The organism is Zoogloea sp. JDB1 (assembly GCF_056724025.1).
Window position 1 is genome coordinate 1,510,401 of record NZ_CM161496.1, and the last position, 13,960, is coordinate 1,524,360.

General features: G+C 64.6%; 8 protein-coding genes. 5 read left to right on the plus strand and 3 right to left on the minus strand.

The features are described 5' to 3' along the window. Positions 1–5: 5 nt before the first annotated feature. The 3 genes from AC1PPK_RS06670 to AC1PPK_RS06680 all read left to right on the plus strand — a co-directional run bounded on the left by AC1PPK_RS06670 (position 6) and on the right by AC1PPK_RS06680 (position 7,508). Positions 6–1,130, plus strand: coding sequence for a deoxyguanosinetriphosphate triphosphohydrolase (locus tag AC1PPK_RS06670; RefSeq protein WP_481118189.1), 1,125 nt, complete (start codon positions 6–8; stop codon positions 1,128–1,130). A gap of 235 nt (positions 1,131–1,365) precedes the next feature. Beyond that, on the plus strand, positions 1,366–6,042 hold the full coding sequence (locus tag AC1PPK_RS06675; RefSeq protein ID WP_481117056.1) for a glutamate synthase-related protein: 4,677 nt from the start codon (positions 1,366–1,368) through the stop codon (positions 6,040–6,042). Positions 6,043–6,044: 2 nt separating this feature from the next. Continuing rightward, on the plus strand, positions 6,045–7,508 hold the full coding sequence (locus AC1PPK_RS06680) for a glutamate synthase subunit beta (protein WP_481117057.1): 1,464 nt from the start codon (positions 6,045–6,047) through the stop codon (positions 7,506–7,508). A gap of 134 nt (positions 7,509–7,642) precedes the next feature. Here the strand turns inward: AC1PPK_RS06680 and AC1PPK_RS06685 are convergent, their stop codons facing one another. Then, positions 7,643–8,842, minus strand: coding sequence for an acetate/propionate family kinase (locus tag AC1PPK_RS06685; protein WP_481117058.1), 1,200 nt, complete (start codon positions 8,840–8,842; stop codon positions 7,643–7,645). Continuing rightward, positions 8,839–10,248, minus strand: coding sequence for a bifunctional enoyl-CoA hydratase/phosphate acetyltransferase (locus AC1PPK_RS06690; protein ID WP_481117059.1), 1,410 nt, complete (start codon positions 10,246–10,248; stop codon positions 8,839–8,841). Before AC1PPK_RS06690 ends, AC1PPK_RS06685 begins: the two co-directional genes overlap by 4 nt. A 203-nt stretch (positions 10,249–10,451) precedes the next feature. Between AC1PPK_RS06690 and glmU the strand changes: the two genes are divergently transcribed. Then, positions 10,452–11,816, plus strand: coding sequence for a bifunctional UDP-N-acetylglucosamine diphosphorylase/glucosamine-1-phosphate N-acetyltransferase GlmU (gene glmU / locus AC1PPK_RS06695; RefSeq protein WP_481117060.1), 1,365 nt, complete (start codon positions 10,452–10,454; stop codon positions 11,814–11,816). Positions 11,817–11,876: 60 nt separating this feature from the next. Further along, entirely contained in the window at positions 11,877–13,715 is a 1,839-nt protein-coding gene (gene glmS / locus AC1PPK_RS06700; RefSeq protein ID WP_481117061.1) for a glutamine--fructose-6-phosphate transaminase (isomerizing), read from the plus strand. 95 nt (positions 13,716–13,810) lie between these two features. On the opposite strand, the gene AC1PPK_RS06705 is transcribed toward glmS, so the two are convergent. Further along, complete coding sequence (locus AC1PPK_RS06705) at positions 13,811–13,951, minus strand: hypothetical protein (RefSeq protein WP_481117062.1); 141 nt, start codon at positions 13,949–13,951, stop codon at positions 13,811–13,813. Positions 13,952–13,960 lie beyond the last annotated feature (9 nt).

The following is a 13,960-nucleotide window of genomic DNA, read 5'->3' on the forward strand; positions in this document are numbered from 1 at the left end:
CGCCGATGGCCGAACTGGCGCCCTATGCCGTCGTCGAGGCGAATTCCCGTGGTCGTCGGGTGGCCGAGTCGCCACCGGTGGCGCGCGGCGAGTTCCAGCGCGATCGCGACCGCATCGTGCACTGCACTGCCTTCCGGCGCCTGGAGTACAAGACCCAGGTCTTCGTCAATCACGAAGGCGACCTGTTCCGCACCCGGCTGACCCACAGCATCGAAGTCGCGCAGATCACCCGCTCCATCGCGCGGGCGCTGCGCCTCAACGAGGATCTGGCCGAGGCGGTGGCTTTGGCGCATGACCTCGGCCATACGCCCTTCGGTCACGCCGGGCAGGATGCGCTGCATGCCTGCATGAAGGACTTCGGCGGCTTCGAGCACAATCTGCAGTCCCTGCGGACGGTGGATGTGCTTGAGGAAAGCTACGCCGAGTTCAATGGCCTCAACCTAATGCACGAGACCCGTGAAGGGATCCTCAAGCACTGCTCGTTGAAAAATGCCGCACTGCTCGGCGACATCGGGCAGCGCTTCATCGATGGGCGCCAGCCCTCGCTGGAGGCGCAGTTGGCCAATCTGGCCGACGAGATCGCCTACAACAACCACGACGTGGACGACGGCCTGCGTTCCGGGCTGATCACCCTCGAGCAACTCGACGCGGTGCCGATCTTCCGTCGCAACCGGGAGGCGGTCGAGGCGGCCTATCCTGGCTTGGCCGGGCGGCGGCTGATCCATGAAACCATCCGCCGCATGATCAACATGATGGCGGTGGATCTCATCGAGCAGACCCGCGCCAATACCGCCGCGGCCGGTGTCGTCTCCCTCGACGACGTGCACGCGGCCCCGCGTCTGGTGGCCTACAGCGACGGCATGTTGCCCGAGTTGCGCGTTCTCAAGACCTTCCTGCGCGAAGGCCTGTATCACCACTTCCAGGTCCTGCGCATGACCGACAAGGCCCGGCGCATCATCCAGGATCTCTTCGGGGCATTCATGAATGATCCCCGCCTGCTCCCGCCGCAATACCAGCAGATGGCCCGCAACGACAAGCCGCGGGCGATCGCCGATTATGTCGCTGGAATGACGGACCGATATGCGATGCGTGAACACCGGCGCTTGTTTGCGGTCGGTGAGATTCACTAAGCCCCGCAAGCGCTTGCGGCGGCGCAAAAAAATCCTTGAAAACAGGGCTCTTGGAGCGGTATATTCGACCCTCGCCCAATGTGTTTGAACGGTCTCCTCGTCGGGATCGAACGTAGCCGGCTGGCCGCGTGTCGCCGGCTTTTTCACGGTTCGGACGGGGCGATTTCCCGCAGTTTGAAGGTCCGGCGCGGTGCGCTACGCGGCGCCGGTGTGTGTTGTGTCGAGGAAAAACAAGATGGATCTTCCCCTGGAGCAGGGTCTTTACGACCCCGCCAACGAACATGACGCCTGTGGTGTCGGCTTCATTGCACATATCAAGGGCAACAAGACGCATGAGATCGTAAATCAGGGTCTCGAAATTCTGAAGAATCTGGACCACCGGGGTGCCGTGGGTGCCGACCCGTTGCAGGGTGACGGCGCCGGTATCCTGATCCAGATTCCGGATACGCTGTTCCGCGAAGAAATGGCCAAGCAGGGCGTCACCCTGCCGCAGGCCGGCGACTACGGTGTCGGCATGGTCTTCCTGCCGAAGGAGCACGCCTCCCGTCTCGCCTGCGAGGACGAAATCGAGCGCGCCACCCGCGCCGAAGGTCAGGTCGTGCTCGGCTGGCGTGATGTGCCGACCGATCCGGCCATGCCGATGTCCCCGACCGTCAAGGCCAAGGAGCCGGTGATCCGCCAGGTCTTCATCGGCCGCGGGCCCGACGTGATGGTCACCGACGCCCTTGAGCGCAAGCTGTACGTGATCCGTCGCCGCGCCGCCAATGCCATCGCCGCCCTCAAGCTGAAGCACTCCAAGGAGTTCTACACGCCGTCCATGTCGGCGCGTACGATCAACTACAAGGGTCTGCTGCTTGCCGACCAGGTCGGCCAGTACTACCTCGACCTGCAGGACGCGCGCTGTGTCTCCGCGCTGGCCCTGGTCCACCAGCGCTTCTCGACCAACACCTTCCCGACCTGGCACCTTGCCCACCCGTTCCGTTACATCGCCCACAACGGCGAAATCAACACGGTGCGTGGCAACTACAACTGGATGCGTGCCCGCGAGAAGGGTACCCAGTCCCCGCTGCTCGGCGAAGACCTGCAGAAGCTGTGGCCGCTGATCTACCCGGGTCAGTCCGACTCCGCAGCCTTCGACAACGCGCTCGAGCTGCTGGTGATGAGCGGCTATTCCCTGGCCCACGCGATGATGATGATGATTCCCGAAGCCTGGGAATCCCACACGCTGATGGACCAGAAGCGCCGTGCTTTCTACGAATACCACGCAGCCATGATGGAGCCGTGGGACGGCCCCGCCGCGGTGGCCTTCACCGACGGCCGCCAGATCGGTGCGACGCTCGACCGTAACGGCCTGCGTCCGGCCCGCTACTTGGTCACCGACGACGATTACGTCGTGATGGCCTCCGAATCCGGCGTGCTGCCGATTCCCGACGAGAAGATCGTCAAGAAGTGGCGTCTGCAGCCGGGCAAGATGTTCCTGATCGACATGGAGCAGGGCCGCATCATCGACGACAAGGAAATCAAGGAATCCCTTGCCGCCGCCAAGCCCTACCAGGAATGGCTGTCCCGCATCAACATCAAGCTCGACACCTGTGCCGCGCCCGAGAGCGTAGCCGCACCGGAGTGCGCTGCTTCCCTGCTGGACCGTCAGCAGGCATTCGGCTTCACTCAGGAAGACGTCAAGTTCATCCTCGAGCCGATGGCCAAGACCGGCGAAGAGGGCACCGGCTCCATGGGCAACGACAGCCCGCTGGCCGTGCTGTCTGCCAAAGCCAAGCCGATCTTCAGCTACTTCCGTCAGCTGTTCGCCCAGGTGACCAATCCGCCGATCGACCCGATCCGCGAACAACTGGTCATGTCCTTGGTGAGCTTCGTCGGCCCGCGCCCGAACCTGCTCGGCATCAACGAGATCAATCCCCCGTACCGCCTGGAAGTCACCCAGCCGGTGCTGACCTTCGCCGACATGGCGAAGCTGCGCGAGATCGCCCGTTACACCGAGAACAAGTTCCGCTCCGCCGAACTGGACATCTGCTACCCGCTGGCCTGGGGCAAGGAAGGCGTCGAAGCACGCCTGGCTTCCCTGTGTGCAGAAGCTGAGAACGCGGTGCTGGAAGGCTCCAACATCCTGATCGTGTCCGACCGCAAGGTCAGTGCCGAGCAGGTCGCGATCCCGGCCCTGCTGGCCACCTCCGCCATTCACCAGCACTTGGTGACCAAGGGTCTGCGTACCCGCACCGGCTTGGTGGTCGAAACCGGCTCCGCCCGCGAGACCCACCACTTCGCCGTGCTGGCCGGCTATGGCGCCGAGGCGGTGCACCCCTACCTGGCCCTCGAAACCCTCACCGAGATGGCCCACGGTGATGCCGAGACCGCCGAGAAGTACGTCAAGCACTTCATCAAGGCCGTCGGCAAGGGCCTCATGAAGGTCATGTCCAAGATGGGCATCTCGACCTTCATGTCCTACACCGGCGCCCAGATCTTCGAAGCCATCGGCCTCAAGAAGACGCTGGTCGAGAAGTACTTCACCGGTACTGCTTCCCAGGTGGAAGGCATCGGCGTGTTCGAGGTGATGGAAGAAGCCATCCGCCTGCACCAGGCTGCCTTCAGTGCCGACCCGGTGCTGGCCAACGCCCTTGATGCCGGTGGTGAATACGCCTTCCGCATCCGTGGCGATGAGCACATGTGGACGCCGGACGCGATCGCCAAGCTGCAGCACTCCACCCGCAGCGGCAAGTTCGACACCTACAAGGAATACGCCAAGATCATCAACGATCAGGGCAAGCGCCACATGACGCTGCGCGGCCTGTTCGAACTCAAGTCCGTCGGTGCTCCGGTGCCGCTGGAAGAGGTCGAGTCCGCCAAGGAAATCGTCAAGCGCTTCGCCACTGGCGCGATGTCCCTCGGCTCCATCTCCACCGAAGCCCACACGACGCTGGCGATCGCCATGAACCGCATCGGCGGCAAGTCGAACACCGGCGAGGGCGGCGAGGATCCGAAGCGCTTCATCCCGATCTCCAAGCCCACCAAGCTGTCCGAGCTGATCGGCGCCAGCCGTATCGAGCGTGACATCGAGCTGAAGGTTGGCGACAGCCTGCGTTCCTCGATCAAGCAGGTTGCTTCCGGCCGTTTCGGCGTGACCACCGAGTACCTGGTCAATGCCGACCAGATCCAGATCAAGATGGCCCAGGGCGCCAAGCCCGGCGAAGGTGGTCAGCTGCCCGGCCACAAGGTCTCCGAGTACATAGGCTTCCTGCGCCACTCCGTGCCGGGCGTCGGTCTGATCTCGCCCCCGCCGCACCACGACATCTACTCCATCGAGGATCTGGCCCAGCTGATCCACGACCTGAAGAACACCAACCCGGCGGCCGACATCTCCGTCAAGCTGGTGTCCGAAGTGGGCGTCGGTACCGTGGCCGCGGGCGTTGCCAAGGCCAAGGCCGACCACGTGGTGATCGCCGGTCACGACGGTGGTACCGGTGCGTCGCCGCTGTCCTCCATCAAGTACGCCGGTTCCCCGTGGGAACTGGGCCTCGCTGAAACCCAGCAGACCCTGGTCCTCAACCGTCTGCGCAGCCGTATCCGCGTGCAGGTGGATGGCCAGATCAAGACCGGTCGCGACGTCGTCATCGGCGCGCTGCTGGGTGCCGACGAATTCGGCTTCGCTACCGCGCCGCTGGTCGTCGAAGGCTGCATCATGATGCGCAAGTGCCACCTCAACACCTGTCCGGTAGGTGTGGCCACGCAGGATCCGACGCTGCGCAAGCGCTTCTCCGGTCAGCCGGAGCACGTGGTCAACTACTTCTTCTTCGTTGCCGAGGAAGTGCGCGAGCTGATGGCCCAGATGGGCATCCGCAAGTTCGACGACCTGATCGGCCGTGCCGACCTGCTGGACATGCGTGCCGGCATCGAGCACTGGAAGGCCCGCGGCCTGGATTACAGCCGCATCTTCCACCTGCCGAATGTGCCCGCCGAAGTGCCGCGCCTGCACACCGAAGTCCAGGACCACAACCTGGTCAAGGCCCTCGACAACCGACTCATAGAGCTGGCCGAGCCGGCCCTCGAGAACGGCGAGAAGGTCTCCTTCGAAGTCCCGGTGCGCAACATCAACCGTACCGTTGGCGCCATGCTGTCCGGCCGCTTCGCGGCCAAGTACGGTCACGCCGGCCTGCCGGACGACACCGTGCATATCCGCCTCAACGGCACTGCCGGCCAGAGTTTCGGGGCCTTCCTCTCCCGAGGTCTGACCCTCGAACTGGTTGGTGAAGGCAACGACTATGTCGGCAAGGGCCTGTCCGGTGGCCGCATCGTCGTGCGCCCGGCGCCAGGCTTCAAGTGTGACACGCCGAGCAACATCATCATCGGCAACACCGTGCTGTACGGTGCGACCGAGGGCGAGGCCTACTTTGCCGGTGTTGGCGGTGAGCGTTTCGCGGTGCGTAACTCCGGCGCGACCACGGTCGTCGAAGGCGTGGGCGACCACGGCTGCGAATACATGACCGGCGGCACCGTCGTGGTGCTCGGCATGACCGGCCGCAACTTCGCTGCAGGCATGTCCGGTGGCGTCGCCTACGTGCTCGACGAGGACGGCACTTTCGAAGGCCGCTGCAACATGGCCCAGGTGGCCCTGGAGCCGATCGAGGAAGAATTCGCCGCCCGTCAGGGTTCCGAGGCCGGCGACGACCTCGAAGGCCATGGCCGCGTCGACGTGCGTCACCTAGGCATGGCCGATGAAGCCCTGCTCAAGATGCTGATCGAACGTCACGCCACCTACACCGGCAGCGAGCGCGCCAAGTCCATCCTGGCCGACTGGGCAGCCTACCGCTGCAAGTTCGTCAAGGTGATGCCGCACGAATACCGTCGCGCGTTGGCCGAGATGGCCGCGCAACAACAGAAAGAACTGGAGGCCGCGTAACAATGGGCAAGCCAACTGGATTTCTCGAGTACCAGCGTCTTTCCGAGGCCTACGCCCCGGTCGAGCAGCGTCTCAAGCACTACAAGGAATTCGTCGATCACCTGAGCGACGAGGATGCGGCCAAGCAGGGCGCACGCTGCATGGATTGCGGTATTCCGTTCTGCAACAACGGCTGCCCGGTGAACAACATCATTCCCGACTGGAATGACCTGGTTTATCGCGGCAACTGGAAGGAAGCGATCGAAGTCCTGCACTCTACCAACAACTTCCCGGATTTCACCGGCCGGATCTGCCCCGCACCTTGCGAAGCGGCCTGTACGCTGAACATCAACACGGAAGCGGTGGGGATCAAGTCGATCGAGCACGCGATCATCGACAAGGCTTGGGAAAACGGCTGGGTCACGGCCCAGCCCGCCTCCACCAAGACCGGCAAGAAGGTCGCCGTCGTTGGCTCCGGCCCCGCCGGCCTGGCTGCGGCCCAGCAGCTGGCCCGCGTCGGCCACGATGTGACCGTCTTCGAGAAGAGCTCCCGCATCGGTGGCCTGCTGCGCTACGGCATCCCAGACTTCAAGCTGGACAAGGCCACCATCGACCGTCGCGTCGAGCAACTGGAAGCTGAAGGCGTCACCTTCCGCACCAAGGTCTGCGTCGGCGTGAAGCCGGGCGTCACCGGCATCAACGATGACGCCGTCGAAGTGGTCTCCGCCGAGCAGCTCAAGTCCGAGTTCGACGCGGTGATCCTCGCCGCTGGTTCCGAAGTGCCGCGCGATCTGCCGGTTCCGGGCCGCGAGCTGGCTGGTGTCCACTTCGCGCTGGAATTCCTGATTCCGCAGAACAAGGAAGTGGCGGGCGACGATAAGAACCCGATCTCCGCGACCGGTAAGAACGTCATCGTGATCGGCGGTGGCGACACCGGTTCCGACTGCGTGGGCACCTCCAACCGTCACGGCGCCACGTCCGTGACCCAGTTCGAAGTGATGCCCGAGCCGCCGAAGGAAGAGAACCGTCCGCTGATCTGGCCGTATTGGCCGATCAAGCTGCGCACCTCTTCCTCCCATGAGGAAGGCTGCTCCCGCGAGTTCGCCGTGTCCACCAAGGAGTTCATCGGCGAGAACGGCAAGGTCAAGGCCCTGCGTACCGTCGAACTCGAATGGAAGGACGGCAAGCCGAGCGAAGTGCCGGGTTCCGAGCGCGAACTGCCTGCTGATCTGGTGCTGTTCGCGATGGGTTTCACCAACCCGGTGGCGTCCCTGCTTGAAGCCTTCGGCGTCGACAAGGATGGCCGTGGCAATGCCAAGGCCACCACCGACGGTGATGGCTGCTACGCCACCAACGTGCCGAAGGTCTTCGCCGCCGGCGACGTGCGCCGTGGCCAGTCCTTGGTCGTGTGGGCGATCCGCGAAGGCCGTCAGGCCGCCCGCGAGGTCGACACTTTTCTGATGGGCAGTAGCGTCCTGCCGCGCTGATCTGCGAGGCATCAAGCAAAAAGCCCGGGGTGACCCGGGCTTTTGCGTTTCTGGGGAGTGCTTCCCTGCAGGAGAGGATTCTCCCCTACGGGGGGAGCCCGGCAGAGGGGCTCCCCCGTCCCAATATCGCTGCTTCAGTGCAGCCCCAGCAGATTCACCGTATGGTGGCCGATCATCCATTCCTCGTTGGTCGGCACCACCAGCACTTCTACTTTGCTGTCCTTGGCGTGGATGCGTGTGGCGTGGCGCTGGTTGGCTGCGGGGTAGAGGCGCAGGCCGGTCCATTCCAGCCATTCAGCGATACGTGTGCGCACCGGCGTCGCGTGTTCGCCAATGCCACCGGTGAACACCAGCGCATCCAGCCCACCGGCAGCCATCGACAGGTGGCCGATCATGCAGGCGGCACGGTAGCAGAACAGCTCGATGGCTTCCTTCGCCGATGCTTCGTCAGAGTCGAGCAGGGTCCGCATGTCCTGGCTGATGCCGGACACACCGAGCAGGCCGGACTGCTTGTAGAACAGGTTGCTGAGGGACTTGGCGTCCATGCCCTTCTGTTCGATCAGGTGCAGGATGACACCGGGGTCGAGGGCGCCGGTGCGGGTGCCCATCATCAGGCCATCCACTGCGGTGAAGCCCATGCTGGTGTCGCGGCTGACGCCGTCGCGTAGAGCGCACATGCTGGCGCCGTTGCCCAGGTGGGCGACGATGATCGGGCCGCCGGCCTTTTCCTCGCCGAGCAGGTCGGGCAGCTGGCGGGACACGAACTCGTAGGACAGGCCGTGGAAGCCGTAACGCTTGACGCCCTCGTTGTAGAGCGCGCGGGGTAGCGGGAAGCGCGATGCCACCGGTAGGCGGGTGCGGTGGAAGGCGGTGTCGAAGCAGCCGACCTGCCGCACCTCGGGCATCAGCGTGAACAGCGACTTGATAGCCCGCAGGTTGTGCGGTTGGTGCAGTGGCGCCAGCGGGATCAGGGTTTCCAGCTCGCCGACCACGTCAGGCGTCAGCACAACGGGAGCGCCATAGTGGTCGCCGCCGTGCACGATGCGGTGACCGGCAGCGATGATGTCCACGCCGGGGGTGTGGCGGTTGATCCACTCGAAGAGGAATTCCAGCGCCAGGCGGTGCTGGCCGTTCTGGTCGGTGCCATCCGGCACCGTCAGGCCTTCGGCGAAGCGCTCGCCGGTGCTGCTGTCCACCGCGTGCATCAACGGCTCGGCGCCGATGCCTTCTACCTGGCCGGACAGGCGTGGCCGGTCGGCCAGCTCGGGGATCATCGGGAAGAGGGCGAACTTCAGGCTCGACGAGCCGGCGTTGAGGATGAGGATGGCTTTCACAGGCGAACTCCCTGGCGGCGTTTATGGGCCATCAGCTGGGCGATGGCGCAGGAGGCGGTACGAGTTTCAGCAGTATCGGCACGGCTGGTCAGTACGATGGGCACGCGGGCGCCCAGCACCACGCCGGCCATCAGTGCGTCGGCGAGGTACTCGAGCTGCTTGGCAACCATGTTGCCGGACTCCAGGTCGGGCACCACCAGGATGTCGGCCTGGCCGGCCACCGCGGAGCGGATGCCCTTGGTCTTGGCGGCCACCAGCGATACCGCGTTGTCGAAGGCCAGCGGGCCGTCGAGCAGGCCACCCTTGATCTGGCCGCGGTCGGCCATCTTGCACAGGGCGGCAGCGTCGAGGGTGGAGCGGATCTTGACGTTGACCGTTTCGACGGCGGACAGGATTGCCACCTTGGGTTCCGGCACGCCCATCATGATCGCCAGTTCGATGGCGTTCTGGATGATGTGCACCTTGTCGTCGAGGGTCGGCTCGATGTTGATTGCCGCGTCGGTGATCAGCAGCGGGCGCGGGTAGGTTGGCACGTCGGCCATGAAGACGTGGGAAATACGTCGCGACGTACGCAGGCCGGTATCCTTGGCGACGACCTCGCTCATCAGTTCGTCGGTGTGCAGCGAGCCCTTCATCAGAGCCTCGACCTCGCCGCAGCGTGCGAGGCGCACTGCGAGTTCGGCGGAAGCGTGGCTGTGGGGCGCGTCGACGATACGCACGCCGCGCAGGTCGAGGCCCTCCTGCTCGGCCACTTCGCGGATCTTGGCTTCCGGGCCGACCAGCACCGGAATCACCAGGCCGGCGTCTCGCGCCTGCAACGGGCCGCGCAGGGATTCGGTGTCGCAGGGGTGGGCCACCGCGATGGGGATCGGCTCCAGGCCTTTGGTCAGCGCCAGTGCATGCAGGTAGCGCTGCTGACGGTCGGAAATGGTGATTTCTGGCATCGCGACACGCAGGCGCTTGATTTTCTCGGTGGGCGCCATCACCTCGGCGGTGCCGTCGATGACCTTTAGCCCGTCCTGGTTCATGCACTGGCAGTCGAGCAGCAGGTGGTGGTTGTGTTCGAAGCGCTGGGTGCAGGTGATGGTGACGGTCAGCGTGTCGCCGATGGTGATCGGCCGCCAGAACTTGAGGGTCTGGCCGACGTACACGGTGCCGGGGCCGGGGAACTCGGTGCCGAGAATGGATGAGATCAGCACGCTGCCCCACATGGAATGCCCGACCACCTCGCGGAACTGGCTGGAGCGGGCGAACTCCGGGTCCACATGGGTCGGATTCACGTCTCCCGACATTACCGCGAAGAGATGGATGTCTTCCGGGCGCAACGTGCGTACCAACTGGGCGGAGTCGCCCACGGCAATTTCGTCAAACGTCCGGTTCTGGATGAAATCACGAGCGTCGATCATGGCGATATCCTGTTTTGCGTTGCAGCACTGTGATTCTATCGAATAGCGATCAAGGAACTTTAGTATTAGATCAAAGGAATGTTGCGTCGCGTCAGCATGGCGTCTCGAGCGAGCTTGCAAGCGAGAACTGCGCCTCGAAGCAGCAAAATCGAGCATGCTAGAATCCGCCTCAACCCCCATTCAAACTGCATTCAGGGATATCCATGGAAGTGATCGTTCTCGCCGCCGGACAAGGCAAGCGCATGCGTTCGGTGTTGCCCAAGGTACTGCAGCCGTTGGCCGCCAAACCGATGCTGGCGCATGTGCTGGATACCGCGCGGGCGCTGGAGGCGCGGCGCATCGTGGTGGTGTACGGCCACGGCGGCGAGGTGGTGCGTGAGGTGCTCGACGCACCCGACTTGGCCTGGGCCAGGCAGGACCCGCCCCAGGGTACCGGCCACGCGGTGCAGCAGGCCATGCCGCTGGTCGAGGACGGAGACGTTGCGCTGATCCTCTACGGCGACGTGCCGCTGATCGGCGTGCCGACGCTGCAGCGCCTGATGCAGGCTGCCGGCGCCGAACGCCTGGCCCTGCTCACCGTCACGATGGACGATCCCACCGGCTACGGCCGCATCCTGCGCAACGCGGCCGGGCAGGTCACCCGTATCGTGGAAGAGAAGGATGCCGCGGCCGACGAGCGCGCCGTCCGCGAAGTGAACACCGGCATCCTCGTTGCTCCCGTCGCGCGCCTGCGCCACTGGCTGGCCAACCTCAAGAACGACAACGCCCAAGGCGAGTATTACCTCACCGACATCATCGCGATGGCCGTTACCGACGGCCTCGAAGTCGTCACCACGCAGCCCGATGCATTTGAGGAAACCCTTGGCGTCAATAACAAGACCCAGCTCGCCGAGCTCGAGCGGATCTACCAGCGCGGCATCGCCCGCCGTCTCACCGATGACGGCGTCACCGTCATTGACCCGGCCCGCCTCGACGTGCGTGGCGAGCTGATCTGCGGCCGCGACGTGGAGATCGACATCAACTGCATCTTCGAAGGCCGTGTCGAGCTTGGCGACGGCGTACGTATCGGTGCCAACTGTATCGTCCGGAACGCGAAGATCGGCGCCGGTACCAGGATCGCCGCCTTCTCGCAGATCGAGGACACCGAGATGGGCGAGGCCTGCATCATCGGCCCCTACGCGCGTACCCGCCCGGGCACCGTGCTCGGCAAGGACGTGCACCTGGGCAACTTCGTCGAGGTGAAGAATAGCGTGATCGCCGACCACTCCAAGGCCAACCACCTGGCCTACGTCGGCGACGCCGACATCGGCCAGCGGGTCAACGTCGGCGCCGGTACCATCACCTGCAATTACGATGGTGCCAACAAGTTCCGCACCATCATAGAGGACGACGTCTTCATCGGTTCCGACACCCAGCTGGTCGCGCCGGTCCGTGTCGGCCGCGGTGCCACCCTCGGCGCCGGCACCACGCTGTCGAAGGATGCGCCGGCCGAGCAGCTCACCGTGTCGCGGGCCAGGCAGCTGTCGATCCCCGGCTGGAAGCGCCCGGTCAAGATCAAGAAGGCCTGATGCCGTCCCTCATTTCCGGTCCGGCCGTGCAGGCCGGACAACTCTGAAAGGTTCCCGATCATGTGTGGCATCGTCACCGCCATCGCCCGTCGCAACATCGTTCCCGTCCTGCTCGAAGGCCTGCGCAAGCTCGAATACCGCGGCTACGACTCCGCCGGCCTGGCCGTCCTCAAGCAGAATGGCACCCCCACGCTGCAGCGCCTGCGCGCGGTCGGCCGTGTCGCCGAACTGGCCGCCCAGGCCGACGCCACCGGTCTCACCGCCGAGATCGGCATTGCCCACACCCGCTGGGCCACCCACGGCGTGCCCTGCGAGCGCAACGCCCATCCGCACATCTCCGGCGGGCTCGCCGTGGTGCATAACGGCATCATCGAGAACTTCGAAGAGCTGCGCGATGGTCTGCGCGCCAAGGGCTACGCCTTCACGTCAGAGACCGACACCGAAGCCATCGCCCACCTGCTGCACGACAAGTTGAAGACCATTCCCGACCTGTTCGACGCGGTGCGCGCCACGCTGGCCGAGCTGGTCGGCGCCTACGCCATCGGCGTCGTCAGCGAGCTCGACCAGGGCCGCGCAATAGTCGCCCGCAAGGGCTCACCGTTGCTGTTGGGCATCGGTGAGGACGGCCACTATGCCGCTTCCGATACCGCCGCGCTGCTGCAGGTCACCCGCAAGGTGGTGTATCTCGAGGACGGCGACGTGGCCGAACTGCGTCTTGATGGCTACCGCGTCACGCGCCAGGACGGCACCCCGGTGGATCGCCCGGTACATATCTCCAGCCTGTCTGCCGATGCGGTTGAGCTCGGCAAGTACCGCCACTACATGCAGAAGGAAATCTTCGAGCAGCCCCAGGCCCTCGCCAACACGCTGGAGATCATCGCCGGCGGCGGCAGCGTGTCGCCGCAGCTGTTCGGCAGCGACGCGGTGGACGTCTTCGCCGCCACCCGCCGCGTGCTGATCCTCGCCTGCGGCACCAGCTACCACGCCGGCCTGGTGGCCCGTTACTGGCTCGAAGCCATTGCCAAGCTGCCGTGCTCCGTCGAGATCGCCAGCGAATACCGCTACCGCGAATCCGTGCCCGACCCCGAAACCCTGGTGGTCGTCATCTCCCAATCCGGCGAGACCGCCGACACCCTGGCCGCCCTCAAGTTCGCCAAGGGCCTGGGCATGACCAAGACCCTGGCGATCTGCAACGTGCCCGAGTCCGCCATCGTCCGTGAGGCCGCACTGCGTTTCATCACCCGTGCCGGCCCGGAGATTGGCGTCGCCTCCACCAAGGCCTTCACCACCCAGCTGGCCGCGCTAGCCCTGCTGACGCTGGCTCTCGCCAAAGTCAATAACCGCCTCTCCGAAGCCGACGAAGCCAGCCACCTGGCCCTGCTGCGCCACTTGCCGGTGGCCGTCGCCAAGGTCGTTGAACTGGAACCCGAGATCGAGCGCTGGGCCCAGCGTTTTGCCAGCAAGAATCACGCGCTCTTCCTCGGCCGCGGCATGCACTACCCGATCGCCCTGGAAGGTGCCCTCAAGCTCAAGGAAATCTCCTACATCCACGCCGAGGCCTACCCGGCCGGAGAACTCAAGCATGGCCCGCTGGCCCTGGTGGACAAGGAGATGCCGGTCATCGCCGTCGCCCCCAACGACAGCCTCCTTGAAAAGCTCAAGTCCAACCTGCAGGAAGTCCGCGCCCGCGGCGGCGAGCTCTACGTGTTTGCCGACGTTGGCTGCGAGATCGCCGAATCGGAAGGCGTGCACATCCTGCACCTGCCCGAACACTACGGCCTGCTGTCCCCCATCCTCCACGTCGTGCCGCTGCAACTGCTCAGCTACCACGCCGCGCTGGTGAAGGGCACCGATGTGGACAAGCCGCGTAATCTGGCCAAGTCGGTGACGGTGGAGTAAGGGGTGTTTCCTTCTTCTGACTGGAGCAAATAAAGTCAGTCGGATCCGAATAAAGTTCGTCGGACTCTGAGCGAAGAGAGGGGGCCGTTGGCCCCCTACTTTTTGGGTTGGCGCGCGTGTGAAGTGGTCATACTGGAGGGCATGCGAGACTGCTGCTTTTCGGCCTTGCGGTCCTTGGTCGCGACGATATCGCCGTCCAAAAGCAGCCGCTCAACATTCGAATTCAGTAGCAGCATTTGGCATTC